Source organism: Actinosynnema sp. CS-041913, assembly GCF_050942485.1.
Lineage (GTDB): Bacteria > Actinomycetota > Actinomycetes > Mycobacteriales > Pseudonocardiaceae > Actinosynnema.
Map to the genome: position 1 here is coordinate 5,540,892 of NZ_CP192037.1, position 23,959 is coordinate 5,564,850.

Sequence of the window (23,959 nt, forward strand, 5' to 3'; positions counted from 1 at the left end):
CCGGTGTGCCCACCGGGACGGCCGCGGCCGGTTCGGTCCAGGCGGGTGCCGGGTGCAGCCGACGCCGTCACGCTCCGACGTCGGAGAGACCCGGTGTCACTCCTCGGGACGCCACCGCACGTCTGCCGATGACGAACGCGATCCCGGCCAGGGTGAGCAGGGCGAGCGCCGGGTAGGCCCACCCGATGGCGGAGAGGTAGCCGGGCCTGCTGATCGTCCAGATCGTCGGCTGCCGGTCGAGCTGGAACGCGATCACGTCCAGGAACATCACCGGGCACCAGAGCACCAGTAGCCAGCGGCGCAGCCACGGCGTGCCGCGGGTGTGCAGCAGCCAGATCAGCAGCGGCCCCACCCACACCCAGTGGTGGTCCCACGAGATCGGCGACACGAGCAGCCCGAAGAACTGCACGACCAGCACGCCGAGCAGCGCGTCACCCGACCGGACCGCCGTGCGCAGCGCGAAGCCGGTGAGCACCGCCGCCACCACGACCGCGACGAGCCACGGCCAGGACATCCCCACGTCGTAGCCGAAGGTGCGGGACAGCGCGCCGCGCAGCGACTGGTTGTGCGCGGTGGCGACCGGGCCCACCCGGCTCGCGTCGCCCAGCAGGCTGAACCAGTAGTGCTTGGCCTGCGCCGGGTCCACGGCGAAGCCGAGCCCGACGCTCACCGCGAACGCCACCACCGACCACAGGGCCGCGGCGAACCTGCGGGCGGCGAGGTAGTACAGCCCGGAGACGGCCGGCACCAGTTTCACGCCCGCCGCGAAGCCGACCCCGGCCCCCGCGAGCCGCGGGTTCTTGGCCAGCATCGCACCGAGCACGATGGCCGACAGCACCAGGTTGATCTGACCGAACTCGAACGTGTGGTAGACCGGCTGCATCCACAGCAGCAGCGCGGTCCACAGCAGCGCACGACGCCGCCACAGCGGGGCGTCCGCGGTCCAGCCCGTGCCGGCCACGTGCCGCAGGGCGACGCGCACCATCCAGTACAGGCACAACGCGGACAGCAGGCGCCAGGTCCACTGCGCCACGACCCACGGCAGCCACGTCATCGGCAGGAACACCAGCGCGCCGAACGGCGGGTAGGTGAACGGCAGCGGGAAGTCGGGCGGCGAGTTCGGCGAGGTGACCTGGTACAGGTCGTCGCTCAACACGTGCGGGGCGAGCGCCCAGTACACGTACAGGTCGATCGTCTCGTTCCCGAACCCGGTGACGATGGTCCACGCGCGCACCAGCGCGGAGACCACCAGCAGCCACGGGGCCAGGGCCAGCAGCCGCCGTTCCCACTCCGCGAGCGTCTTCCGGCGGGTCGACAGCTCAGCCGGCATTGCGCCCGGCCTTCGACGTCTCGGTGAGCGGCGGCCCGTCGTCCTGCCGCGGCGCGCCGGTGTCCGCGCGGAGCAGCCTCGGCAGCACCGCGAGCGTGATCAGCGCGAGCAGCGGGTAGCACCACCCGAGCACGGCCAGCGGCCACGGCCGGGGGATCTCCCAGATGCTCGGCTGCTGGTCGATCAGGTAGGTGATCAGGTCCGTGCCGGTGGCGACCACCCAGGCCGCGGCGAGGGACCACCCGAGCGGGCCGCGGCGGGCCGCCCCATAGCAGATCCACAGCACCAGGGGCACCACCCACACCCAGTGGTGGCTCCAGGAGATGGGCGAGAACAGCAGGCCGAATAGCTGCACGGCCACCACGGTCGCCAGCGTGTCGCCCGCCCGCACCGCGGCACGCAGCGCGAACCCGGTCAGCACGGCGGACACCACCACCGCTAGCAGCCACGGCCAGGACGTGCCGACGTCGTGGCCGAGGCTGCGCGACAACGCGCCCCGCAGCGACTGGTTGATCGCGGACCCCACCGGGCCCACCCGGTCGGCCGCCCCGAGCAGGTCGAACCAGTAGCGCCACGAGTCGGCGGGCGAGGCGAGGAAGCCCAGGGCCGCGGTGAGCGCGAAACCCCCCGCCGACCAGGCCGCCGCGGCGAACCTGCGGGTGACCAGGAAGTACAGCGACGAGATCGCGGGAGTCAGCTTCAAACCCGCCGCGACACCGACGCCGAGCCCGGCCACCGCTTGGCGGGAGGCGACCATCGCGGCGAACACGCCGGCGATCAGCACCAGGTTGATCTGCCCGAAGTCGAGGGTCTTGCGGACCGGCTCGCACCACAGGGCCAGCGCCGTCCACAGCATCGCCCGGCGCGACCAGGTGGCGTCCCACGGCTGCTCCGACCTGGCGGCCACCAGCTTCAACGCCGTCCGGACCAGCCACCACAGGCACACCAAGGACAGGAGCTGCCACACGATGCGGGCGGCCAGCCACGGCAGCCACGACAGCGGGATGAAGACCAGCGCCGCGAACGGCGGGTAGGTGAACGGCAGCGGGAAGTCCGCCGTGAACGGCATGTCGATCGTGTAGAGCTGGTCGCTCAACAGGTTCGGCGCCAGGGTCCAGTAGACCTTGAGGTCGATCATGCCCCAGCCGTCAGGGCTGCCCAGCACCCAGGCGTACCGGCCGAGCGAGAGCAACAGCACCAGCGGCGCGAACCGGAGCAGCTTGCGCTCAGCCAACGCCGTCCCCCTTGAGCCCCGGCTGGGAGCGCGGGACCTGGTCCTGGCGCTGCCCGGCCACCTCCGGCTCTTCGGCGGCGACCTCGACGACCTCCGCGCCGGACGGGGCCGGGCCGGTGGGCGGGGTCGGCGTCGCCGTTTGCCCAGGTCCGCGCTGGAGCAGGGACATGCCCACCCACACGCCGATCAGCACGGTGACGGCCAGGTAGGACCACCACAGCACCGGGTTCATCGACCCGTAGTGCCACCGCGCGACGATCGTGCCGTCGGGCAGCGTCACCAGCACCATCCACACCGAGGTGCCGGCCGCGACCGCGAGCCACCGGTCCTTCCACGCGAACGCGGCGGCGATCGCCAACGCCCAGGTGAAGTACCACGGGAGCACCGACGGGGCGAGCACGGTGGCGGCGAGCAGGGCGATCGCGGCGCGCCGGATGGCCTCCACGCCGCCCGCCCTGGCCATCCACCACTGGCGGACGAGCACCGCGACCAGGACGTAGACCCCGGCCGACCGGAAGAACCCGAGGAAGCCTTCGTAGGTGGCGGCGCCGAAGTGGCGCCCGACCGAGTAGAACGCGAGTTCGGCGACCGCGCAGGGCAGCGACATCCAGGTCAGCAGCGGGGTCTGGGACCGCAGCACGTCGATCCACCCCAGATCGACCCCGGCCACCAGCGTGGACAGGCCGAACACGCCGACGAAGGTGAGCCCGCCGACCGCGCACACCTTGACGAAGCGGTGCCGGGCGGGACCGGACATCCGGGCCACCCACACCCACACCAGGAACGGGATCACCAGCACCGCGGTGGCCTTCACGGCGGTCGCCAGGGCGATCACCGCGAACCCGCGCACGTGCTTGCCGTCCAGCACCATCAGCACGCCGACCGCCATCAGGCCGACCATCAGGATGTCGTTGTGCGCGCCGCCGATGCCCACCGCGATCACCAGCGGGTTGGCCACGGTCAGCCACAGCGCCACCGAGACGCGCCCGCCGAGGTGCCGCGCGAGGCCCGGCGTCGCCCAGGCGAGCAGCACGAGCCCGCAGAGCACGGCCAGCCGCATGAGGACCGCGCCGATGATCACGTTGTCGCCGGTCACGGCGACCACCGACTTGGCGAGCAGGAGGAACAGCGGCCCGTAGGGCGACGGCGTGTCCTGCCACAGCGACGCCACGTTCCCGCCGAGCGGGAGGGTCAACGCGGACGCGCCGGTCGTGTAGGGGTCGAACCCGCGCAGCAGCACCGCGCCCTGGGCCAGGTAGCTGTAGACGTCCCGGCTGTACAGCGGCGGGGCGATGATCAGCGGTGCGGTCCAGGCGGCGGCGGCCAGCGCGACCCCGCGACCGCCGATCTCGCCGGAGCGCACCATCCGGCCGAGCCGGATCCACGACACGACCATGAGCGCCAGTCCGGCGAACAGGACCGCGGTGGCGAGGTCACGGCCGTGGCCGTAGCGCACCACGTTGAAGAAGGTGTCGCTCAGGAGCGGATCGCGGTGGACGACCGCGCCGGCTCCGACGCCGCCGATCGCGATCAGGAGCGCGCCGAGCACGCCCGGCCGCAGCACCCGCAGCGGAACCTGCCGGATCACCGTCTTCCACACGTTCGGGCGATCCGCGACGACCTGCGCCCGTTCGCCGCCCGCGTTGACGTCAGCGATCACGACCAGGTCCGCCTCATCGATCCGGTGATCCGTCCTCGCGTGCGCCGACCCTGCGGGTGGGGAACGGCGACGGGGAGATCAGGGACGTGTGCGGCCATGACCCGGAATGCTGGCACGATCGTCCACTCCGGATGACACGAAACCCATGTTTGCTCTTTCGTTCCGGGTGTGTGGTTCCCCACCTTGGCCGACAGTCGGAAAGCGTCCCGCGATCCCGCATCGGTGCCGCTGCCTGTTCCTGTTGCCCGCGTCACCACGGCGTGGTTCACGGGCGTGGGAACGATCGTCCCAACAGACGACCTTACTACAGGCCCTCCGGCGCCCGAGGACCACCCGATGTGACGATCGCCCCTCCCCGCGCCCCGACGGTCGGCGTTGCGCGACGGGTGCGGCCTTGAACCGCGACGTCGGGAGACTGGGCGGGGTGCCGGCATGACCGAGGGGTACCCGCGGGCAAACCACCCATCCGGGCTACCGGCGTGAGGGGTACGGGCGTGAGGGGTCGGGCGTCGGGTCGGGCGTCACGGGTCGGGCGTCACGGGTCGGGCGGCAGGGGTCGGGCGGCAGGGGTCGCGCGCCACGGGTCGGGCGTCAGGCGTCGGGAGGCGGGGGATCGCGAGGCGGGGACCGGAGGGCCGGCACCTGCCTGCTGAGGGCTGATCTGCCCACAGCAGCGAGACCGGCGGATCGCGGCGGTGCGTCGGCATTGTTCGGAGCATGACCGACAACGAGAAGCAGCCGCTGTTCGACCACCGGCTTCGGGAACGGTTCTTCAGCCGACGGGTGCTCGTGCTCGACGGCCCGCTCGACGACGACAACGGGACGGTGCTCGCCACCCAACTGCTCTCCCTCGCCGCCGAGGATCCCGGCAAGGACATCGCGCTGTGGATCCACTCGCCGGGCGGCTCGGTCCCCGCGATGCTGGCCATCCGCGACGTGATGCGGCTCGTGCCGTGCGACGTGGCGACGCTCGCGCTGGGGCTGGCGTGCAGCGCGGGGCAGTTCCTGCTGTCCGCGGGCACACCGGGCAAACGGTTCGCCCTCCCCCACGCCCGCATCCTGATGCACCAGGGCTCGGCGGGGATCGGCGGCTCGGCGGTCGAGGTGCAGGTGCAGGCGGACGACCTGCGGCACACCCGCGACACCGTGCTCGGGCTCATCGCGGAGGACACCGGCCAGCCGATCGACCGGATCTTCACCGACTCCCTGCACGACCGCTGGTTCACCACCGCTCAAGCACGCGAGTACGGCTTCATCGACCACATCGTCGACAGTCTCGGCCAGGTGGTGCCGGTGCGCACGCACGAACTGGGCCTCGGCCCGCGGACGGAGGCACGCGCATGAGCACCTACACCATCCCCAACGTGATCACCCGCAGCGTCAACGGCGAGCGGATCATGGACGTCTACTCGCACCTGCTGTCCGAGCGGATCGTCTACCTCGGCACCGCGATCGACTCCGGTGTGGCCAACGCGCTGATCGCCCAGCTCCTGCACCTGGAGGCGGACAACCCGGAACGCGAGATCAACCTCTACATCAACAGCGAGGGCGGCGACCCGTCCGCGATGCTCGCGCTGTACGACACCATGCGCTACATCAAAGCGCCGGTGGCGACGACGTGCGTCGGCCAGGCGGTCGCGGCCGGTGCGGTGCTGCTGGCCGCCGGCGAGGCCGGGCACCGCTTCGTGCTGCCCCACACCCGGGTGGTGCTGCACCAGCCCGCGGCACAGGGCCGCGGCACCATCCCCGACCTCATCCTCCAGGCCGACGAGGTGGTGCGGGTGCGCACCCAGTTGGAGGACATCCTCTCGCTGCACACCGGACGCGCCGCCACGCAGCTCCGGCACGACACCGACCGCGACCGGGTGTTCGACGCGGCGGGCGCCGTCGGCTACGGGCTCGCGGACCACGTCCTCGAACACCGCACCGGCGATCTCACGCGGCCATGAGCACCGGTCCCGCCGGGCGACGCCCGACCGTGCGATCCGCGCCGCGGTGCCGCCGGACATCGCTCGCGATGCCGGCGAGCAGGTCGACCAGCCCGACCCCGAGCGCACCGGTGACCGCGGCGATCATCTCGCTGGAGGGCTCCTTGCGACCGCGTTCGATCTCAGACAAGTACTGCGGCGAGATACCGGCCCGCTCCGCGATGTCGACCAGACGGCTACCCCGCTCCTCCCTGGCCGCTCGCAGACTCCGGCCCAGCACCTCGCGCCACAGCGGCTCGGGCTCGCGGTCCGGCGTGCGGGTGCGCTTCTGGTGGAAAGGGAGGATGTCCGCCATGCCGTCATCCTGACGCAGGTCCGACGCCCCGGGGCAGTGGTTCCGCTCCTGGCGGAACCGGCGCTCCCGGGGCACGGTTACCGCCCCGGCGGAACCCAGCCCCCGGGACATCCCCGGCGATCGTCGACGGGCCGGACCAGCGGGGCATTGGACTGTCGGCGACACCGGCGGCCCGGGGTTCCGCTCAGGACGCCCGCTTCGCCGCCCCGTCCCACACCGCGTCGAGCGGCCCCGGCAGCCGCAGCTTCCAGCCGTGCGGGGCCGCGCTCCAGCCCGGCGCCGGCCGCACCGCGGGCATCCGCTCCAACAGCACGTCCAGCGCGGTGCGCGCCGCGGCGGTGACGAGTGGGTACGCCGGGCAGTCGTGCGGCCCGACACCGAACCCGAGGTGCCGTCGGACGTCGCGGCGCAGGTCGAACCGGTCCGGATCGGTGAACTCCGCCTCGTCCCGGTTGGCCGAGGCGATGGCGGCGGCGACCATGTCGCCGGCCGGGATCTCCCGCCCGCCCAGCGTCACCGCCCGTGTCGTCCGTCTGCCCAGCACGCCCACCGGAGCGCTCCACCGCAACGCCTCGTACACCGCGGCCCCGAGCAGCGACCGGTCGGCCCGGACCGCGGCGAGCTGGTCCGGCGCCGACCACAACGCCACCAGCGTCCAGCCCGCCAGCCAGCCGGGCTCGACCACGCTCAGCGCGAGGTGCTTGAGCACCGGCAGCACGTCGGCGTCCGGCCGTGGGCCGCCACGCCGGTTCGCGTGCAGCAGGTGGGAGATCACCGACCCGTCCGGCTGCTCCCGCAACCGCCGGACGACCGCGGTCAGCCCCGTGTCGTCCGCCATCACCTCGGCTGCTCCGGCGTCCACCGCCGGGTCGCGGCCGAAGTTGTTCGCCACCTCGGTGAGCACTCTTCCCCAGCGGCGCAAGGTGTCCGCCACTTCAAGGTCCACCCCGAGGTGGGTGGCCACCGCGATCGCCGTGACCGGCTCGAAGTAGTCCGCGGCCAGCTCGGCGCAGCCGGCCGGGAACACCTCGTCGGCCACCCGGTGCGCGACCGGCCGGGCGACGGTGTCCACGTAGTCGGTCACCCGGTGGGCGTCGTAGTCGTGCCGGAACGCCTCCCGCACGTCCTGGTGCGACTTCCCTTCCCGGAACAGCATGGGCGCCCCGCCGCACAGCCCGTGCATCGGCGACGCCGGCTGCTCGGTGGTGAACCGCTCGGTGTCCGTCAGGACGGTGTGGACGTCGTGCCAGCCGGTCACCAGCCACTGGCGGACCTCCGGCGCCCAGCTCACCGGTTCCCCCCTCCGGAGCCGCGCGTAGGCCGGGTAGGGGTCGCTCTCCAGTTCCGCGATCGTGACCACGGTGTCAGTCCGCGAACGACGGCGCGGTCGCCTCGGGCAGCGGGAACGGGTGGCGTGCCAGCCGGTCGGCGTGCTTGGCGAGGCTTTCGAGGAACTTGGACGCGAGGTCGAGCGTGAACCCCTGCCTGCACACGACGCGCAGCACGTGCACGTGCTCCAGGTTCGGCGGCAGGCTGTACGCGGGCACGTGCCAGCCGTCGCTCTTGAGCGCCTCGGAGAGGTGGTACGCGGTGAAGCCCACGGCCTCCGGGTCGCGCACGCTGAAGGCCACCACCGGCAGGTCCTCGCCGTCGCTGACGATCTCGAACGGCCCGATGGCCTGGACGCCCTTCGCGACCTGCCGCGCGACCTCCTGGCACCGCTGCGCGATGAGCTGGTAGCCGGCCAGCCCGTTGCGCAGGAACTGGTAGTACTGCGCGATCACGCCGGAGGCCGGCCGGGAGAAGTTGAGCGTGAACGTCGGGTGGTGGCCGCCGAGCACGTTGCAGTCGAAGATCAGCGATTCGGGCAGGTACTCGGGATCACGCCACAGGCACCAGCCGGACCCCGGGTAGACGAGGCCGAACTTGTGGCCGGACGCGTTGATCGACACCACCCTGGGCAGCGCGAAGTCCCAGGCGAAGTCGACGTCGAGGAACGGCGCGACGAACCCGCCACTGGCCGCGTCGACGTGCAGCGGCACGTCGACCCCCCGGTCGGCCGCCACCCCGTCGAGCGCGGTCGCGATCTCCGCGACCGGGTCGTAACGCCCGTCCTGGGTGCTGCCGAGCACCGCGACGACCCCGATCGTGTGCTCGTCCACCGCCTCGGCGGTGAGCGCCGGGTCGAGGGTCGTGCGGCCCTCCGCGAGCGGCACCATCCGGGCTTCCACGTCCCAGAAGTTGCAGAACTTCGGCCAGCAGACGTGGACGTGGCTGCCGAACACCATGTTGGGCCGGCCGGTGCCGCCCCGCTCCCGCCAGCGGCGCAGCATGGCCAGCCCGGCGAGCATGGCGGCCTCCGAGCTGCCGCTCGTGGAGCAGCCGATGAACCGGCCGTCGTCCTCGTGCCACAGGTTGGCGAGCGCGTTGATGCATTCCTGCTCGATGTCGGAGCTGGCCGGGTACTCCTCGCGGTTCATCAGGTTGATCGCGGCGGTCTCCGCGTAGATCCGCTCCAACTCCGGTTCGGCGGCCGTCGTGCAGAACGTGGCGAGGTTGAGCGCCGCCCGGCCGTCGAGCAACAGCCTGGAATGCACGATGCCCGCCGCGACGCCCGCGGGCATGGGGTTCTCGGGGAGCCTGCCCTTCGGGATGACGTCCTCGTCGATTCGCTGCGCGAATACGGGCGCGATCTGGAGGTCCTGCTCGTCGGTGATCACGCGTTGCAGGCTCATGGCGACCTCATTCTTCGGTGTTTAATGACCGATATGAGGTCTATCGCGCATCCGGCGTAGTGGTTAGCCGCTGTTCAGGTGAACAGGTGTCGCCTATTGGGTGAACGAGGCGATCATGTTCTGTTCCATGAGCGGCGGTAGCGTGAAGATGTTTCCGGTATCGCCCGGTATTGCGGCACGAAAGAGCGAGTGCGATGGGTTCGCCAGCAGAATGTAAGTAGCTGTTTCCGAGCTACTGGGTTGGGTGAGTCGGTGGCTGGTGATGCGGATCATGGACCAGCGGACCATGGCCTCGTGGTGGTGGCGTAGTCGTTCGTAGTCGCGGACGCAGCGGCGGTTTCCGGTGATCCACGCCAGAGTCCGCTTCACCACCCAACGTCTGGGCAGTACGGTGAGGTACGGCAGTTGCGGGCGTTGGACGACTTCCACCCGCAGGCCGAGGGTTGCGCGAGCCCAGTCGAACAGAGGGCCGGTGTAGCCGCCGTCGACCCATACCAACCTCACCCGCTCACCGGCGGTGGCGCGCATCCGCCGCAACAGGCTGCGGGCGGCGACGCGGTCCTGGGTGGAGGCCGGGGTGACAAGCACCGCTACCAGCAAGCCCGTCGTGTCCACGACGATGTGGCGCTTGCGGCCGGTGACCTTCTTGCCACCGTCCCAGCCGCGCGTGGCCCGGCCGACGGTCTCGGCGGCGCGCACCGATTGCGAGTCCATGACCGCCGCCGACGGCGCCGCCACCCGGCCCTCCCCCCGGCGGACGCGGTCGCAGCCCGTCGAGCAACAGCCTGCGGCGCACCGACCTTCTCCCAGGCGGCGAAACGCTTGCAGACCGTCGGCCACGGCGGGAAGTCGGCCGGTAGAGCGCGCCACTTGATGCCGTTGTCGACCACATACAGGATCGCGTCCACGATCACCCGACGACAGTGCTTCTCCCACCGCCCACTGCGACCTGCCAGGCATGCGGGATCGGGCAGCAGCGGGTCGAGTTCGGCCCACTGGGCGTCGGTGGCATCGGTGGGATACCGAGCCGTCCGCACGGTGGGCTGGCGGGAAGCCGTCATGGCGGCAGCAGAAGGCACCCGCGGTGGGACCCGCGGGGGTCGGGCACGATAACAACGGAACTCCTGAGGGAACGGTGCATAGACACCGTCCGGTCTACCAGGAGTTCCCTCGTCTGCACACCAACGGCCTCCACCCGACAAGGCCGAAAACAGGCTCAGATCGGTCGCCCCAGCGACGGGTTGCGGAATAATTCCCCTCCATTGTGCACCGCGCTACGGTCCGCGCCTGAACAGTGGTAGGAGTCACCATTCTGGGTGAGGTTGGCGCACCTGCGGGGGAAGAGCACGCAGCCCGGTTGCCCTGGCCCAGCGGTGCTAGCAACCTGAATGGACCGGAAGATCCAGCACCCACCAATGAATGGAGGGCCGGCGTGTCCCTCGAAGTCGAATACGTGTACCCGGCTACGGAACTCGACGACAGGATTCGCGACCTCAACACCCGCCGCCGCCGAGTGACCAGTGTGATTGCCGCCGAAAAACGAACAGGAGGTTTCTTCCCAATCACCAGCCAGTCCGCACCGGAGCACACGGGCTTTCTCATCTTCACCGAAGACTGATCGCCGCGTTCGCCGGACAGTCCCGAGGATCATCCAATGTACCGGGACTCGCGCGCATCGGTACGCACAACTGATGATTCATGGAGAAGCAATGGCTGAAACAGAGATCGAGATGGATGACCGCGAAGGGCGCAGATCCGACCGCGAGTTCAGCGACGACGTCACAGAAGATGTCAAGGTCACCGCCAAGGAACTGTTCAAGCTGTCCGACGAGGACTGGAAGAAGTTGCAGGAGGTCCTCGACCCGATCGCACAGGAAGTTTCCGTGCGAGTCGACGACATCACGGCGATCGACCGGATGGACAGCGCCGGGCGCAGCCTCGACAACGTGGTCGAAAAGATCACCGACGGCATCAAGAAAGATCTCCAGGAATTGATCGACGAGATGAAGAAGCAGCGCGAGGAGGAAATCGGTCTGCAAAAACGCAAAGGCCGGCTCTACTGCCGCGCGAAAGGGCTGCTGGCCGTCCTGGCAATCATCACCACGGTCAACGGGATCGGCCCGACCGTCATCGCGGTGCTGAAGTATATCAAGGAAAACCAGGGGCTCGAGCTTGGTGACGAGGTAGCGGCCGGGGTCCGAGGGACTTCCACACTCACCCCCGACCAAAAGAAGAAAGTCCAGAAGCAGCTCGATCGGTGGTGGGCACTGGACGACAGCTTGATGTGGGCACACCTCGCGGGCCGAGCCGACCGGTGGGACCCCTCACTGCAGGGGCAGGTGCTCATGGTGGAAATCGTGAAGCTTGCAGCGAAGAAACCCGCGCAGGCGTTTGTGTGGAACAGCAGCGCGGACAAGGCCAAAGCCGTCCAAGCCTGTGTTGACGCATACTGGAAGTTCACGCCCAAGCCGGGAAAGCCCAAGTCCCGAGCACTGTACGAGTTCGTCGTATCCTACCGGTACAACGGAAATCGGTTGTCGCGGCCGGTCGCCGCCGACGTCGTGGAGTTGGCGCTCTACCAGATCATCGAGTCGCGGCGCGTGCCAATCGGTGCGCGACTGCACTTTCCGGGCAAGGGGGACAGTGCGAACCTCCTGTACGCCATCACCTACTTCGGTAGGGTGCGCCGAAAAGGCCGGGCGATCCGCGGCCTGCACCCGCGTCGCCGCCGCACTGACGACCCCCATGAGTTCGCCCAACTGCGACTCCACTGCGGGGAGTTGCCGGTGTTTCAGGAATCCGTGGTCAACCAGTGGCTCGACAAGTTCGACAAGACGAAGCGGGAACAACTGATCGCGCGACGAGATAAGGCGATCGCCGCGTGGCGCAAGGGCTACCCGCTTCGCCCGAACGAAAAGGTGACTTCCGAATTCATGACGGCCCTCCAAACGCACTGGGGAGGCAACGAGCAGTACACGCTAGTCTACAGCCGGAGCACGGACCAGGGTGCATTGGCGGTAGTGGTGCAGGGCAGCAAGATCGACCGCAATACTGGCGACTACGAATGCCTGGCAGAGGGGTTCGGCCTCGCCAGTGAGATCGATGGGCGTGCCGAAGCCAAGGATTCTCCAGTACCGCTGGACATCGTCGAGCAGTGCCTTGGCACGCTGAGCATGATAGCGTTCGCCTGTGGCCCGTACGGTGCCGTCATCGGTGCGGTGGGCCTGGCGCTCAACACCATCCTCACCGTTTCATTCCCACCTAAACAGGTCAACCTTCCCAAAATTCTCGACGACATCCTCAAGGCGGACCTCGCAGTCGACCACATCCGCGATGACATGACGAAGATCTTGGCCTACACCAAGTGGGTCAGCCAACAGGCCGAGGCTGCTGTGGCGAACGAGTACAACTACAAGCAGGGCAAGGCGTACAACGACACCCTGAACGAAATCAAGAGCACGGTAACCAATGCACTGGAACCGAACTACCCGCTGCTGACCGCGATCAGCAGACTCCAGAACGGCGATTTTGACACCGGCGGCTTGGCACCCTTCAAAATCCTGGCACTGCCGGCGTTCATTCAGGGGATGACGATCCATCTGCTCTACCTCCAGGTAAGCATCCTCCTGTCCAACGATGCAACGACCTTTAAGTCGCCGAAAACCGTGTACCTCGTCAACGCTGCCAAGGACTACCAGAAGCACCTCAAGACGCAGATCGGCGCGATCTCGGACAAGTACTACTCGCGCATGCGTTATTCCGGCTCGCCCATCGAGCAGACACCGACCTCCCACGACTGTTCGGGAGGGTACTGCACCTATAGTTCGTACCTCATGTTCGAGGATCCCATGTCCGACTCCTTCCCGCGCCGCCCTGCCACCTTCCTCCCGCCGAGGAACGAATGGCGTGCTGTCTGGTACGAGAAGTGCGACCCAAAGAAGGGAGGCGGCTGGGACTGTCCGTCCTCCGACGCCCAAAAGGCGCACAAGGACTACTGGGCATCGGTTGAGACCGATCTGCGCAACTTCTACAACTTTAGCGCCACGCGACAAGACGACCTGAACAAGGCCGTCGGCAGGCTCCAGGAAATCATCGACAAGTACGAGCCGTTGACCCGGGGGTAGCGTCGCCGATATCGCTACCGGTTCGTTCGTCATGGGCAAAGTGGTGGCGCACACCAAGGGTTCGACGGCCGCTCGGGTTCACATGGTGCTGCCGGAGTGGAGGCGTCACCAGCGGTTCGGTGGTTGTGCCGCCCGCACTGCCGTGAACAGGGCTCTGCAGGCCCGGCAGTCGGCTGGCCGGAGAAAACGCTATGGCGGATGCTCTACGAGTTCGCCAGCCGGGCGCCGCGGTGCTCGCAGTCAACGTCGAGGACCTGGACCTGTCCAACAAGCAGCCCCTCGACCGGGCCGCGTTGGAGCAGGTGCTCGCCACGCTGCTCACCGGAGCCGCCGAACTCGGGTCATATCCAACCGTCTGCTCTGGCACATCAACGTCACTGACGAGACCGACGCCGATGTCGCCGACTGGCTCGGCGGCTACGGCCTGACCGGGTCGTGCTGGTTGACGACCGTTAACCGCCCTGCCCTGCCACGACCCCCACCGTCGAGCTGAACGTCAACCACGTCTCCGCCCTGACCGCGGCCCGCGCCGCAGTCCTGCTCCGCTGGCGGACATCGCCCTTCATCACCGTCGACGACCCGGAGGACAGGTTCAGCCCCACCACGTTCACCGTCGCCCGCCAGCACAGCGGCGTGTTCACCACCTGGACGACCACGCCACCGGCGTCCGACTGACGGGCCTACGAGCCGAGCCCGTCCCCCGAAGTGCCACGACCGGCTCGTCCACCGACAGATCCGACCGGCCCGCGCCTAACCCGCGCAGAAACGCAAGCTTCGCCACCTCGGCCCGCACCGCCGTGGGCGACGCCTCCACCGGCCCGGTGGACAACCACCGCAGCCGCGTCGCCTTCACCTCCGGGTCGACGACCAGCAACCCGTCCAACGCCGCACACCGCTCCCCGGTGAACCACCCGGCCAGCCGGTCCCACGTCTCCCGCTGCGCCCGTGCCTGGGCGTGCGCTACCCGTTCCACGACCGTCACCGGACCCAGCCGATCACCTTCGCCGACAACAGGTACTCACAGCCCAGCCGGAACAACAACGTCGGCGAGTCGTGCTCCATCGCCCGCGCCAACGAGAACTCATCCAACTCCTTGAGCGCCAACGACGTCGGCAGCAGCCACCCCAGATACCGCGCCACCAACCGCAGATGATCCGTCCACGTCTTCGCCCGCCGCCCGTAAGCCCGTAACTTGCCCGGATCGACCCCGAGCTGCCCAGCCAACCGCGCCACCGCCACCGGCGGCGCCATGACGGCTTCCCGCCAGCCCACCGTGCGGACGGCTCGGTATCCCACCGATGCCACCGACGCCCAGTGGGCCGAACTCGACCCGCTGCTGCCCGATCCCGCATGCCTGGCAGGTCGCAGTGGGCGGTGGGAGAAGCACTGTCGTCGGGTGATCGTGGACGCGATCCTGTATGTGGTCGACAACGGCATCAAGTGGCGCGCTCTACCGGCCGACTTCCCGCCGTGGCCGACGGTCTGCAAGCGTTTCGCCGCCTGGGAGAAGGTCGGTGCGCCGCAGGCTGTTGCTCGACGGGCTGCGACCGCGTCCGCCGGGGGGAGGGCCGGGTGGCGGCGCCGTCGGCGGCGGTCATGGACTCGCAATCGGTGCGCGCCGCCGAGACCGTCGGCCGGGCCACGCGCGGCTGGGACGGTGGCAAGAAGGTCACCGGCCGCAAGCGCCACATCGTCGTGGACACGACGGGCTTGCTGGTAGCGGTGCTTGTCACCCCGGCCTCCACCCAGGACCGCGTCGCCGCCCGCAGCCTGTTGCGGCGGATGCGCGCCACCGCCGGTGAGCGGGTGAGGTTGGTATGGGTCGACGGCGGCTACACCGGCCCTCTGTTCGACTGGGCTCGCGCAACCCTCGGCCTGCGGGTGGAAGTCGTCCAACGCCCGCAACTGCCGTACCTCACCGTACTGCCCAGACGTTGGGTGGTGAAGCGGACTCTGGCGTGGATCACCGGAAACCGCCGCTGCGTCCGCGACTACGAACGACTACGCCACCACCACGAGGCCATGGTCCGCTGGTCCATGATCCGCATCACCAGCCACCGACTCACCCAACCCAGTAGCTCGGAAACAGCTACTAATAACCTGCTCGGCATCACTACTGCATTTCGGCGACAACGTTGCACTTCAGGCTGGTGGCGCTGCGTGACCGACAGATCACCCGCCCCACGCCCACCTGGTTCCCGGACCGGCGACGAACACCGCGTCGCGGGCGTCGTCCACGAGCCGTCGGGAGCTGAAGTCGCTGGTGACCGCCAACCCGTTGCACGAAGGGCCGCACGCAGAGCTCATTCGGGTGCCGGCGGGTCAGCGGCCGGCGATCGACCCGAACCTGCGGTCGCAGTTCAGCGTCGCCAACTTCGCGAACGTGCAGGCAGGCCACGCGCCCTCGGACACTCGTTACAGGCCTTCCCCACTACCACGCCAAAGTGCTGTCCCTCATCTGCCACACCGCCGCTCGGAGACGCGTTACTGCGTCTTCTCGATGACGGCGGCAGTGCCGTACGCGCACACCTCAGTGCCGACGTCCGCGGCTTCGGTCACGTCGAAGCGCATCGCCAGGATCGCGTTGGCCCCCCCGGCTCCGCGCTTGCTCGACGAGTCGCGACATCGCCTCGTTGCGGCTGTCGACCAGGGTCTTGGTCAGCCCCTTGAGTTCCCCGCCGAAGATCGACTTCAGGCCCGCGCCGATCAGGGCGCCCACGTGCCGCGACCGCACCGTCAAGCCGAAGACCTCGCCGATCACCTGCCGCACCTGGTAACCGGGCACCTCGTTGGTGGTCACCACCAGCACGTCCTGATCCGCCGACTGGCCGCCGCCGAAGTCGTCGATCGTCATCGCCGCCTACCTCTCCCTCTGGTGCGCCTGCGTCGGTCCCCCTCCATGAAAGCACCCCGCGACCGGGCGCACCCCGCCGGATGTCCTCAGTGGACGCACTGCCATACACCTTGTCCGGATGCAGTGTCCGGACATAGTATCTGCCATCTCGTCAGCGTCGATGAGGAGGAAACCGGATGACCAGGGATGACCGCGCCACGTTGTTCCACGGTGGCCGAGTGGTCACGATGCGCCAGGACAAGGCCGTCGCCGACGCGATCGTCGTGCGGGACGGCCGGGTCGTGGCCACCGGCACCGAGCAGGACATGCGGGCCGCCGCCGGCGACCAGGCCAGGACCGTCGACCTGGCGGGCGCCACCGTGCTGCCCGGACTGATCGACATGCACCCGCACCTGATCCACTGGAGCGGCATCAAGCGTTCGGTGGTGGACCTGTTCGACTGCCGCGACCACGGTGAGATCGCCGCACGGATCAGCGCCGCCGCCGCGAGAACGCCCAAAGGGCAGTGGATCCGCTGCTCGCCCATCGGGGAACCGCACTACTTCCTCCGCCGCTCCTACCGCGACCTGGCCGAAGGAGAGCTGCCGACCCGGCACCTGCTGGACGCCGCGGCGCCGGACCACCCGGTCTGGATCCAGGCCTGGGCCCCGGTCAACCCGGCCGTGACCGTGCTGAACACACGTGGACTGTGGAACATCCAGGTCTCCAGGAACACGCCGGACCGGGTCGGCCGGGTCTCGGTCGAGAAGGACGCGGACGGCGAGCCGACCGGCCGGCTGCTCGGGCCGGTGAACAACTACTACAACAACGAGCCGTGGTGGGACTCCGTCCTGGCGCGGATCGACGGCGTGTCACCGGAGGACTGGTACGAGGGGGCCAGGAGCGGGATGGCCGAGGCGAACCGCAGGGGCGTCACGGCCGTCTTCGAGGGCCACATGATGGACTGGCCGCTCATCGACGTCTACCGCCAGCACGGCAACGCGGGCACGTTGACCACCCGCGTCCTGTGCACACCCGACGCCGAGCCGCACGGACTGCCGAACTCCGTCGCGCTGACCGAAACCGAGCTGGTGCAGCGGCTGGAACTCGCCTACCGCGTTCAGGATCTCTCCGGTGACATGTTCCGGACGGAGAGTTTCCTGTGCACCCGGGGCGGTCCGTTCAACCCGGGCATGATGGTCCTCGACCGCAGCCACCGGGGGCCCTACGGCGAGTGGACGAAGGGCATCGAGTTCATCCCGGAGTGGAAGGGCCGGCTCATGGTCGAGTTCGCGGCCGAGCGCGGGATGCGGATGAACCTGATCTCGGTGGCCGACCGCGAGCACGGCATCGCGCTGGAACACCTGGAGACCGCCCGGCGCAAGTTCGGCGACTTCTCCGAACAGCAGTGGATTCTCCAGCACGCCTACTTCATGGACGACGAGCAGTGCCGCCGCTACCGCGACCTCGGATTCCAGATCACCACCAGCATGTCCTTCTCCCACTTCAAGATGCACACCTTCCGGGAACGGCTGGGCAGCGACTACCTCAAGAACCTGATTCCGCTGCGACGCGAGTTGGACCACGGTTTCGACGTCGGTTGCGGCACCGACTGGGGGCCCGCGAACGTGTTCGAGCACATCGCGTTCGCGCAGACCCACCGCGGCGTCTTCGGCGACCGCAACGACGGCCCGGCCCAGGTCATCGACCGCGAGCAGGCGCTGGCCACGTGGACCCGGTCGGCCGCCCGAATCCTGCGCTGGAAGGGAATCGGCACGCTGGAGGCGGGCGGGCACGCGGACCTGATCGTCGTCGACCGCGATCCGCTCACCACTCCGACCGACGACCTGAAGGACACGAAGGTGCACCTGACCATGCTCGGCGGGCGTCCGGTGCACGACGAAGGCGTCCTCTAGGATCGGCGACATGATTCCCGGACAGGCCCGCGTGCGCCGATGACGCCCAGGCGTGCGTCCCGTGGTGTGCAGCGGGACGGGTCGGTCGAAGTAGCCATCGTGGAGGCGGTCGGCAGAATTCTGGCGGACCGCTCCATCGAGGACGTGGCGGTTTCCGACATCCTCGGCGAGGCCGGGGTGTCCCGGGCGACGTTCTATTTCTACTTCGAGTCCAAGCACGCCGTCGTGGCCGCGTTGTTCGAGCGGATCCTCGGTGACGTGTACGGGGAATTCGAGCGGCACTGGCTCGAAGTGGACGCCGCGGCCGGGGATGCCGCCGATTCCCTCTACACGGCGTTGTCGGCGGTCTATCGCGTCTTCCTGACCCACGGCCCGGTGCTGCGCACGGTCGCCCGCGCCTATCCCGAGCAGCCCGAACTCGCCCGTGCCTTCGAGCACATGATGGACCGCCTGATCGCCGGCGCGTCCGCGAAGATCGTGGCCGACCGGGCGGCGGGGGTCGCGCCGGCCGGTCACGACGCTCGCGAACTCGCCACCACCCTGGTGTGGATGAACGAACGCTGCTTCTACGTGAACTCGCTGCAACCCGATCGCGGGTGGGCGTCCTCGGACGCCATGATCCGGTCGCTGGCCGACATCTGGGCGTCGGCCATCTACCGGTCCGCCTGAGCGGCGTGGTGCTCGGCCGACGGACCGATTGGTGATGGTGGTGGACTTCCGACTGCTGGGCGGTGTGCGGGGGCGCGGGGACGGTGGGCCGGTCGACCTGGGGCACCGGCGGCAACGCGGAGTGCTGGGCGTGCTGCTGGTGGAGGCCAACCACCCGGTCACCGTCGAGCGGCTGCTCGACCGGGTGTGGGGCGCGCGTCCACCGTTACGGGGCAGGGAGACGCTGTACGGCTACCTGACCCGGCTGCGCAAGGCCCTGACCGGGATCGACGGGGTGCGGCTGGAGCGCGGCCCCGGCGGCTACCGGCTCGCCCTCGACGAGCAGACCGTCGACCTGCACCGCTGGCACCACCTCCGCACCCTGGCCGGGACCTCGAACGACGAGCACGCCCTGGCGCTGTACGAGCGGGCGCTGCGGCTGTGGGAGGGCGAGCCGCTGCCCGAGCTGGACACGCCCTGGGCCGAACAGCTACGGACCACCCTGGGCGACCAACGCCTGGCCGCGGAACTGGACCACACCGACGTGGCCCTGCGCCGCGGTCGCCACACCGATCTCTTACCCGTTCTGACCGACCGCGCGGCACGGCACCCGCTGGACGAACGCCTCGCCGGCCAGCTAATGCTGGCCCTGTACCGCAACGGACGCCAGGCCGACGCCCTCGACCACTACCGACGGCTGTGCGGCCGGCTCGCCGAGGAGTTGGGCGCCGACCCCGTGCCGCTCCTGCGCCGACTCCACCACCGCATCCTCACCGCCGATCCCGGCCTCGCCCACTCCACGACGACCGCGCACGGGTCGGCGGTGGCGCCCCGCCAACTGCCGGCCGCGCCCCGGCTGTTCACCGGCCGCGTCGCCGAGCTGGCCGGACTGGACCGCGCCCTGGCCACCGCCGGTCCGGACGGCGGCTCCGGAACGGTGGCGGGAGCGACGGTGGTGATCTCGGCGATCGGCGGCACCGGCGGGATCGGCAAGACGTGGCTCGCCCTGACGTGGGCGCACCGCAACCTGGACCGGTTCCCCGACGGGCAGCTCCACGTCGACCTGCGCGGCTTCGACCCCTCGGGGCAGCCGATGCCGCCCGAGGTGGCGGTGCGCGCCTTCCTCGACGCGCTCGGCGTCGCGCCCACCGCGGTCCCGTCGGGCTTCGACGCCCAAGTCGGGCTGTACCGGACGTTGGTGGCGGGCAAGCGGATGCTGATCGTGCTGGACAACGCCGCCACCACCGACCAGGTCGCCCCGCTGCTGCCCGGCGGCGCGACCTGCGTCGTGCTGATCACCAGCCGCAACCGCCTCACCGGCCTGGTCGCCGCGCACGACGTGTTCCCCGTGGCCTTGGACGTGGTCACCGCGGACGAGGCCAGGGAGATGCTCATCCGACGCCTGGGCGTCGATCGGGTCGACGCCGAACCGGATGCCGTGCGGGAGATGGTCCGGCGTTGCGCGGGACTACCCCTGGCCCTGGGCATCCTCGCCGCCCGCGCCGCGACCTACCCGGACCGCCCGCTCGCCGCGCTGGCCGAGGAGCTGTCCGACCAGTCGGCCGGACTCGACGCGCTGGACACCGGCGAGGTGACCTGGAACCTGCGGGCGGTGTTCTCCTGGTCGTACCACGCCCTGAGCACCGGGGCGGCCACCTGCTTCGGGCTGCTGGGACTCGCGCCGGCCGCCGACCTCACCCTGGACGCCGTGGCCTCGCTGACCGCGCAGCTTGCGGCGGAGGCACGGAAGTTGTTGCGGGAGCTGGAGAAGTCCCACCTCATCGCGGAGACGACGCCGGGCCGCTACCGCATGCACGACCTCGTTCGGCTGTACGCGGCCGAGGAAGGCCGCCGCGACGTCCCCGCCGACCTCAGGCAGTCGGCGCTGCGCCGGTTGGTCGACTTCTACCTGCACACCGCGCACTCGGCCGATCGGCTGCTCAACGAGCACCAACTGCCCATCGAGATCAGCGAACCGGCGGCAGGCTGCCTGCCACGGCGAATGGACAGCGTGGACGCCTCGGTGGCCTGGCAGGACACCGAATACGGCAACCTCCTCGCCGTCCACCGGTTCGCCGTCGAAAGCGGGTCGCACCGGACCGTGTGGCGGCTGACCCGGCTGCTGACCAACCTGCAGTCCCGGCGCGGCGACCAGCGCGACCACCTCGCCCTCTGCCTGGCCGGGCTCGACGCCGCCGAGCACCTGGACGAGCCCGACCTCCTGATCAGAGCCCACCGGCTGGTCGGCCGGGCGTGCATCCGGACCGGGCGGCACGACCAGGCCATGGACCACCTCCGAAGATCGCTCGCGCTGACCGGGCACGTCGACGACGCGATCCGGCAGCAGGCGCTGACCCAGACGATGATCGGGTGGGCGTGGTCGAGGCAGGGGGACGACGAACGGGCGCTGGAACACACCCTGCACGCCCTGAGGCAGTACACGATCCTCGGCTCCGTCCACGGCCAGGCCGACGCGCACAACCAGGCGGGCTGGTACTCGGCCCGCATCGGTCTTCACGACCAAGCGCAAGCCCACGGCGAACGGGCCGTCGACCTGTTCCGAGCGCTCGGCGACACCGAAGGCGAAGCCGACGCGACAGACACGCTCGGGTACATCGCGCACCGCACGGGCCGGTACGAGGACGCGCTCGAACACTACGGCCTCGCACTCGATTTGAGTCGGCGCATCGGCAACTCCGAGGACGAAGTGAACATCCTGGAGCACCTGGGCGACCTGTACGCGACCCTCGGCCGGCACGACGAGGCGCGTGACGCCTGGCGGCGGGCGACCGACCTCCTCCAGGCGCAGCACCGAGCCGACGACGCGGACCGCATCCGGCAGCGGCTCCACGACCTCGACCACACCGCCGGCAACTCCCCTGGCTCGACCGCCGGCCCTTGACCTGCCGCCGGTGTCGATTCACCGGCGATCCGGCGGGTCGAGGTGGTCGGCCTTGTCGTGCAGGTATCGCTGTTCGACGTGGTTGCCGGTGAGGGTCGCCGCTTGGCGGTAGAAGGCTGCGGCACCCGTCGTGTCGCCGGTCATCTGGAGCAGGTGCGCGCGGACCGCGCGTTCTCGTTGGTGGGTCAGCGGGTTCCGGTCCAGGTGATGGCTCCGGTTGAGGTCGTCGAGCAGTGCCAGCCCTCGTTCGGGCCCGTAGGCCCGAGCCACCGCGACGACCCGGCTGAGCCGTACCGGAGCGGTGGGCGCGAGTCGTTCGAGCCACAGGTAGAGCGCGGCGATCTGCGGCCAGTCCGTCCGCTCGGGCGACGAGGCGGTGGCGTGCACGGCCGCGATCGCCGCCTGCACCTGGTACGGGCCGAGTCGGCGGCGGAGCCAGACGCCGTCGATCAGTCCGGTGCCTTCCCGGATCAGGTCGGGGCGCCATCGCGTCCGGTCCTGCTCCTCCAGTGGCACGAGTTCGCCGTCGTCGCCCGTGCGGGCCGGCTGCCGTGCCTCGGTGAGCAGCATCAGCGCGAGCAGGCCGGTGACCTCGGCGGCCACCTCGTCGTCGGCGGGCAGGCCGGCGTGCAGCATGCGGGTGAGCCGGATCGCCTCGTGGGTCAGGTCGACGCGGGTGAGCGCGTCGCCGGACGAGGTCGTGTAGCCCTCGTTGAAGATCAGGTAGAGCACCTGCGCGACCGCGGCGAGCCGGCTGTCCCGGTCGGCGTCGGTCGGCGGGGTGAAGCGGGCCCCCGCGCGGGCCAGTTGCTGTTTCGCACGGCTGATCCGGGTGCCCATGGTGTTCTCGGTGGTGCCGTGGGCGTGGGCGATCTCGGCGGTGGTCAGGCCGCCCACCGCGCGCAGCGTGAGCGCCACCTGGGAAGCGGGGCTGAGCGCGGGGTGGCAGCACAGCAGCAGCAGGGTGAGGCTGTCGTCGGTGTCCGGTGGCGGGCCCGCGTGCCGGGCCGGCTCGCCCATCGCCAGGTCGGCCAGGCCGGCTTCCCGCTCGCGCCTGCGTCGCGCCTGGTCGGCGCGGAGCAGGTCGACCATCTTCCGGTAGCCGATGCGGATCAGCCAAGCGCGCGGGTTCTCCGGCACGCCGTCGGCGGGCCACGTCCGGATCGCGGCGAGCAACGCCTCCTGCACCGCGTCCTCGGCGATGTCGAACCGGCCGAAGCGCCGCACCAGCGCGCCGAGCACCTGCGGCGCCTCGGTGCGCAGCAGGCGCTCGACCTCCTCGGTGGGACGGGTCATGCGCCGAAGTCGTCGCCCATGATCGGGCGGATCTCGATCGGCTCGCCCAGCGCGTCGACGATGCGCGCGACGATCTCTACGGCGCGCTCGTGGCTCGCCACGTCGATCACGGCGAAGCTGGCCAGCACCTCCTTCAGCTCGGCGAACGGGCCGTCGGTCGCCACCACGCCGTCCGCGGTCCTGCGGACCGTGGTGCTGACCGCGGGGTGGCCGAGCCCTTCGCTGCCGACGAACTCGCCGGTCTCGACCAGTTCCCGCTCGAACTCCTGGTAGACGGCGAACGCGGCCAGCGCCTCCTCGGACGGGGTGTCGGCGGTGGCGGCGTCCCACGCGGCGGCCGGGGTGTAGCTGAGCAGCAGGTACTTCACGGTTGTCCCTCTTCCTCGGTAGTACTCGGGCAACCGTACGTGGCCACCCGAGGCTCGGTGAGCGCTTGCCGCCACCACGTCGCCGGCTCGTGGATCTCGACCCGACCCGACTGTGACGCGCGTCACTGAAAGCGGGTGTCGAGACCGGGATGCCGGCTCCGAGGTACCGGCACACAGCAAACGACCCGAGGAGGACGAGATGTCCGAGACGACCCCCCAGCCGAGCGCCGAGCTGCGAGCCCTGGACCGACTGGTCGGCGCCTGGAACGTGACCGGCGGCGCCGAGGGAACCGTGCGGTACGAATGGATGCCCGGCCGGTTCTTCCTGCTCCAGCACGTCGAGCTGACCCAGTTCGGCGAGCCGGTCACGGGCTTGGAGGTGATCGGCAACCTGCGCCCGTTCGGTGAGCCCACCGGAGCGGACGTGGTGTCCCGGTTCTACGACTCGACCGGCAACACGCTCGACTACGTCTACGAACTGGCCGGCGACACGCTGACCATCTGGGGCGGCGCGAAGGGCAGCCCGGCGTACTACCGGGGCACGTTCAGCGCCGACGGCACCGCGGTCACCGGGGAGTGGGTCTACCCGGGCGGCGGCGGATACCCGTCCACCATGACCCGGAGCTGAGC

The 23,959-nt window shown here is 69.8% G+C and carries 22 protein-coding genes and 3 pseudogenes; 10 read left to right on the forward strand and 15 right to left on the reverse strand.

From position 1 onward, the window contains the following. Nucleotides 1-67: 67 nt before the first annotated feature. Genes ACQPZF_RS25120 through mptB form a run of 3 tightly spaced genes read right to left on the reverse strand, consistent with a single transcriptional unit; the run spans nucleotide 68 to nucleotide 4,224 of the window. Nucleotides 68-1,330, reverse strand: coding sequence for a glycosyltransferase 87 family protein (locus ACQPZF_RS25120; protein ID WP_433260806.1), 1,263 nt, complete (start codon nucleotides 1,328-1,330; stop codon nucleotides 68-70). Further along, the gene (locus ACQPZF_RS25125; RefSeq protein WP_433260808.1) at nucleotides 1,320-2,564 is read right to left on the reverse strand and encodes a mannosyltransferase; all 1,245 of its coding nucleotides are present in this window, start codon (nucleotides 2,562-2,564) and stop codon (nucleotides 1,320-1,322) included. Before ACQPZF_RS25125 ends, ACQPZF_RS25120 begins: the two co-directional genes overlap by 11 nt. After that, nucleotides 2,557-4,224: a polyprenol phosphomannose-dependent alpha 1,6 mannosyltransferase MptB gene (mptB, locus tag ACQPZF_RS25130; RefSeq protein WP_433260810.1), complete on the reverse strand. Its 1,668-nt coding sequence runs from the start codon at nucleotides 4,222-4,224 to the stop codon at nucleotides 2,557-2,559. The genes ACQPZF_RS25125 and mptB overlap by 8 nt, the downstream gene beginning before the upstream one ends. Nucleotides 4,225-4,941: 717 nt before the next feature. Here mptB and ACQPZF_RS25135 point away from each other — a divergent pair. Both ACQPZF_RS25135 and ACQPZF_RS25140 read left to right on the forward strand, forming a co-directional pair. Then, complete coding sequence (locus ACQPZF_RS25135) at nucleotides 4,942-5,568, forward strand: ClpP family protease (RefSeq protein WP_433260812.1); 627 nt, start codon at nucleotides 4,942-4,944, stop codon at nucleotides 5,566-5,568. Then, complete coding sequence (locus ACQPZF_RS25140; RefSeq protein ID WP_433260814.1) at nucleotides 5,565-6,173, forward strand: ClpP family protease; 609 nt, start codon at nucleotides 5,565-5,567, stop codon at nucleotides 6,171-6,173. Before ACQPZF_RS25135 ends, ACQPZF_RS25140 begins: the two co-directional genes overlap by 4 nt. On the opposite strand, the gene ACQPZF_RS25145 is transcribed toward ACQPZF_RS25140, so the two are convergent. The 5 genes and pseudogenes from ACQPZF_RS25145 to ACQPZF_RS25165 all read right to left on the reverse strand — a co-directional run. After that, entirely contained in the window at nucleotides 6,160-6,507 is a 348-nt protein-coding gene (locus ACQPZF_RS25145; RefSeq protein ID WP_433260816.1) for a helix-turn-helix domain-containing protein, read from the reverse strand. The two genes, ACQPZF_RS25140 and ACQPZF_RS25145, sit on opposite strands and share 14 nt — an antisense overlap. Nucleotides 6,508-6,691: 184 nt before the next feature. Continuing rightward, nucleotides 6,692-7,867: a cytochrome P450 gene (locus ACQPZF_RS25150; RefSeq protein WP_433260818.1), complete on the reverse strand. Its 1,176-nt coding sequence runs from the start codon at nucleotides 7,865-7,867 to the stop codon at nucleotides 6,692-6,694. A gap of 4 nt (nucleotides 7,868-7,871) precedes the next feature. After that, entirely contained in the window at nucleotides 7,872-9,242 is a 1,371-nt protein-coding gene (locus ACQPZF_RS25155; protein WP_433260820.1) for a glutamate decarboxylase, read from the reverse strand. 93 nt (nucleotides 9,243-9,335) lie between these two features. Beyond that, nucleotides 9,336-9,980: a transposase gene (locus ACQPZF_RS25160; protein ID WP_433260822.1), complete on the reverse strand. Its 645-nt coding sequence runs from the start codon at nucleotides 9,978-9,980 to the stop codon at nucleotides 9,336-9,338. A gap of 62 nt (nucleotides 9,981-10,042) precedes the next feature. Further along, nucleotides 10,043-10,303, reverse strand: a pseudogene (locus ACQPZF_RS25165) (transposase); the annotation flags it as partial. Between the two features lie 371 nt (nucleotides 10,304-10,674). Here ACQPZF_RS25165 and ACQPZF_RS25170 point away from each other — a divergent pair. Further along, nucleotides 10,675-10,860 (forward strand): hypothetical protein, encoded by a 186-nt coding sequence (locus tag ACQPZF_RS25170; RefSeq protein ID WP_433260824.1) that lies wholly within the window; start codon nucleotides 10,675-10,677, stop codon nucleotides 10,858-10,860. A gap of 91 nt (nucleotides 10,861-10,951) precedes the next feature. Next, a complete protein-coding gene (locus ACQPZF_RS25175) occupies nucleotides 10,952-13,366 on the forward strand; it encodes a hypothetical protein (RefSeq protein WP_433260826.1) in 2,415 nt (804 codons plus the stop codon). Between the two features lie 452 nt (nucleotides 13,367-13,818). On the opposite strand, the gene ACQPZF_RS25180 is transcribed toward ACQPZF_RS25175, so the two are convergent. From ACQPZF_RS25180 to ACQPZF_RS25190, 3 genes are read right to left on the reverse strand one after another with little or no spacing between them, the layout of a single operon-like run. Beyond that, a complete protein-coding gene (locus tag ACQPZF_RS25180; RefSeq protein ID WP_433260828.1) occupies nucleotides 13,819-14,022 on the reverse strand; it encodes a hypothetical protein in 204 nt (67 codons plus the stop codon). Then, a complete protein-coding gene (locus ACQPZF_RS25185) occupies nucleotides 14,004-14,348 on the reverse strand; it encodes a hypothetical protein (RefSeq protein WP_433260830.1) in 345 nt (114 codons plus the stop codon). The genes ACQPZF_RS25180 and ACQPZF_RS25185 overlap by 19 nt, the downstream gene beginning before the upstream one ends. Beyond that, entirely contained in the window at nucleotides 14,345-14,617 is a 273-nt protein-coding gene (locus ACQPZF_RS25190) for a DUF4158 domain-containing protein (RefSeq protein ID WP_433260832.1), read from the reverse strand. Before ACQPZF_RS25190 ends, ACQPZF_RS25185 begins: the two co-directional genes overlap by 4 nt. On the opposite strand from ACQPZF_RS25190, the pseudogene ACQPZF_RS25195 reads away from it, so the two are divergent. Then, nucleotides 14,616-14,876: pseudogene (locus ACQPZF_RS25195) on the forward strand (transposase); the annotation flags it as partial. The gene ACQPZF_RS25190 and the pseudogene ACQPZF_RS25195 sit on opposite strands and share 2 nt — an antisense overlap. Before the next feature lie 86 nt (nucleotides 14,877-14,962). Further along, nucleotides 14,963-15,379, forward strand: a pseudogene (locus tag ACQPZF_RS25200) (transposase); the annotation flags it as partial. A 471-nt stretch (nucleotides 15,380-15,850) separates the two neighbouring features. On the opposite strand, the gene ACQPZF_RS25205 reads toward ACQPZF_RS25200, so the two are convergent. Both ACQPZF_RS25205 and ACQPZF_RS25210 read right to left on the reverse strand, forming a co-directional pair. Next, nucleotides 15,851-15,937: a hypothetical protein gene (locus ACQPZF_RS25205; protein ID WP_433274686.1), complete on the reverse strand. Its 87-nt coding sequence runs from the start codon at nucleotides 15,935-15,937 to the stop codon at nucleotides 15,851-15,853. Beyond that, nucleotides 15,897-16,220, reverse strand: coding sequence for a YbjQ family protein (locus tag ACQPZF_RS25210; RefSeq protein ID WP_433260834.1), 324 nt, complete (start codon nucleotides 16,218-16,220; stop codon nucleotides 15,897-15,899). The genes ACQPZF_RS25205 and ACQPZF_RS25210 overlap by 41 nt, the downstream gene beginning before the upstream one ends. 176 nt (nucleotides 16,221-16,396) lie before the next feature. Here ACQPZF_RS25210 and ACQPZF_RS25215 point away from each other — a divergent pair, with 176 nt between their 5' ends. Genes ACQPZF_RS25215 through ACQPZF_RS25225 form a run of 3 tightly spaced genes read left to right on the forward strand, consistent with a single transcriptional unit; the run spans nucleotide 16,397 to nucleotide 21,665 of the window. Next, entirely contained in the window at nucleotides 16,397-18,115 is a 1,719-nt protein-coding gene (locus tag ACQPZF_RS25215) for an amidohydrolase (protein WP_433260836.1), read from the forward strand. Nucleotides 18,116-18,154: 39 nt separating this feature from the next. Then, nucleotides 18,155-18,784 (forward strand): TetR/AcrR family transcriptional regulator, encoded by a 630-nt coding sequence (locus ACQPZF_RS25220; protein ID WP_433260837.1) that lies wholly within the window; start codon nucleotides 18,155-18,157, stop codon nucleotides 18,782-18,784. A gap of 34 nt (nucleotides 18,785-18,818) precedes the next feature. Further along, on the forward strand, nucleotides 18,819-21,665 hold the full coding sequence (locus tag ACQPZF_RS25225) for a BTAD domain-containing putative transcriptional regulator (protein ID WP_433274688.1): 2,847 nt from the start codon (nucleotides 18,819-18,821) through the stop codon (nucleotides 21,663-21,665). A gap of 18 nt (nucleotides 21,666-21,683) precedes the next feature. Here the strand turns inward: ACQPZF_RS25225 and ACQPZF_RS25230 are convergent, their stop codons facing one another. Both ACQPZF_RS25230 and ACQPZF_RS25235 read right to left on the reverse strand, forming a co-directional pair. Further along, nucleotides 21,684-22,961 (reverse strand): RNA polymerase sigma factor, encoded by a 1,278-nt coding sequence (locus ACQPZF_RS25230; protein WP_433260839.1) that lies wholly within the window; start codon nucleotides 22,959-22,961, stop codon nucleotides 21,684-21,686. After that, nucleotides 22,958-23,329 carry a YciI family protein gene (locus tag ACQPZF_RS25235; protein WP_433260841.1) on the reverse strand — a complete coding sequence of 124 codons (372 nt, stop codon included), beginning with the start codon at nucleotides 23,327-23,329 and terminating at the stop codon, nucleotides 22,958-22,960. Before ACQPZF_RS25235 ends, ACQPZF_RS25230 begins: the two co-directional genes overlap by 4 nt. Before the next feature lie 199 nt (nucleotides 23,330-23,528). On the opposite strand from ACQPZF_RS25235, the gene ACQPZF_RS25240 reads away from it, so the two are divergent. Beyond that, entirely contained in the window at nucleotides 23,529-23,957 is a 429-nt protein-coding gene (locus ACQPZF_RS25240) for a hypothetical protein (RefSeq protein WP_433260843.1), read from the forward strand. The last annotated feature ends 2 nt before the right edge of the window (nucleotides 23,958-23,959 follow it).

What these genes read in the sequence shown, in the direction of transcription:
- ACQPZF_RS25120 (WP_433260806.1), bottom strand. Translation starts at nt 1,330, where the DNA reads ATGCCGGCTGAGCTGTCGACCCGCCGGAAGACGCTCGCGGAGTGGGAA.
- ACQPZF_RS25135 (WP_433260812.1), top strand. Translation starts at nt 4,942, where the DNA reads ATGACCGACAACGAGAAGCAGCCGCTGTTCGACCACCGGCTTCGGGAA.
- ACQPZF_RS25140 (WP_433260814.1), top strand. Translation starts at nt 5,565, where the DNA reads ATGAGCACCTACACCATCCCCAACGTGATCACCCGCAGCGTCAACGGC.
- ACQPZF_RS25145 (WP_433260816.1), bottom strand. Translation starts at nt 6,507, where the DNA reads ATGGCGGACATCCTCCCTTTCCACCAGAAGCGCACCCGCACGCCGGAC.
- ACQPZF_RS25155 (WP_433260820.1), bottom strand. Translation starts at nt 9,242, where the DNA reads ATGAGCCTGCAACGCGTGATCACCGACGAGCAGGACCTCCAGATCGCG.
- ACQPZF_RS25175 (WP_433260826.1), top strand. Translation starts at nt 10,952, where the DNA reads ATGGCTGAAACAGAGATCGAGATGGATGACCGCGAAGGGCGCAGATCC.
- ACQPZF_RS25190 (WP_433260832.1), bottom strand. Translation starts at nt 14,617, where the DNA reads ATGGCGCCGCCGGTGGCGGTGGCGCGGTTGGCTGGGCAGCTCGGGGTC.
- ACQPZF_RS25205 (WP_433274686.1), bottom strand. Translation starts at nt 15,937, where the DNA reads ATGCGCTTCGACGTGACCGAAGCCGCGGACGTCGGCACTGAGGTGTGC.
- ACQPZF_RS25210 (WP_433260834.1), bottom strand. Translation starts at nt 16,220, where the DNA reads ATGACGATCGACGACTTCGGCGGCGGCCAGTCGGCGGATCAGGACGTG.
- ACQPZF_RS25215 (WP_433260836.1), top strand. Translation starts at nt 16,397, where the DNA reads ATGACCAGGGATGACCGCGCCACGTTGTTCCACGGTGGCCGAGTGGTC.
- ACQPZF_RS25220 (WP_433260837.1), top strand. Translation starts at nt 18,155, where the DNA reads ATGACGCCCAGGCGTGCGTCCCGTGGTGTGCAGCGGGACGGGTCGGTC.
- ACQPZF_RS25225 (WP_433274688.1), top strand. Translation starts at nt 18,819, where the DNA reads ATGGTGGTGGACTTCCGACTGCTGGGCGGTGTGCGGGGGCGCGGGGAC.
- ACQPZF_RS25230 (WP_433260839.1), bottom strand. Translation starts at nt 22,961, where the DNA reads ATGACCCGTCCCACCGAGGAGGTCGAGCGCCTGCTGCGCACCGAGGCG.
- ACQPZF_RS25240 (WP_433260843.1), top strand. Translation starts at nt 23,529, where the DNA reads ATGTCCGAGACGACCCCCCAGCCGAGCGCCGAGCTGCGAGCCCTGGAC.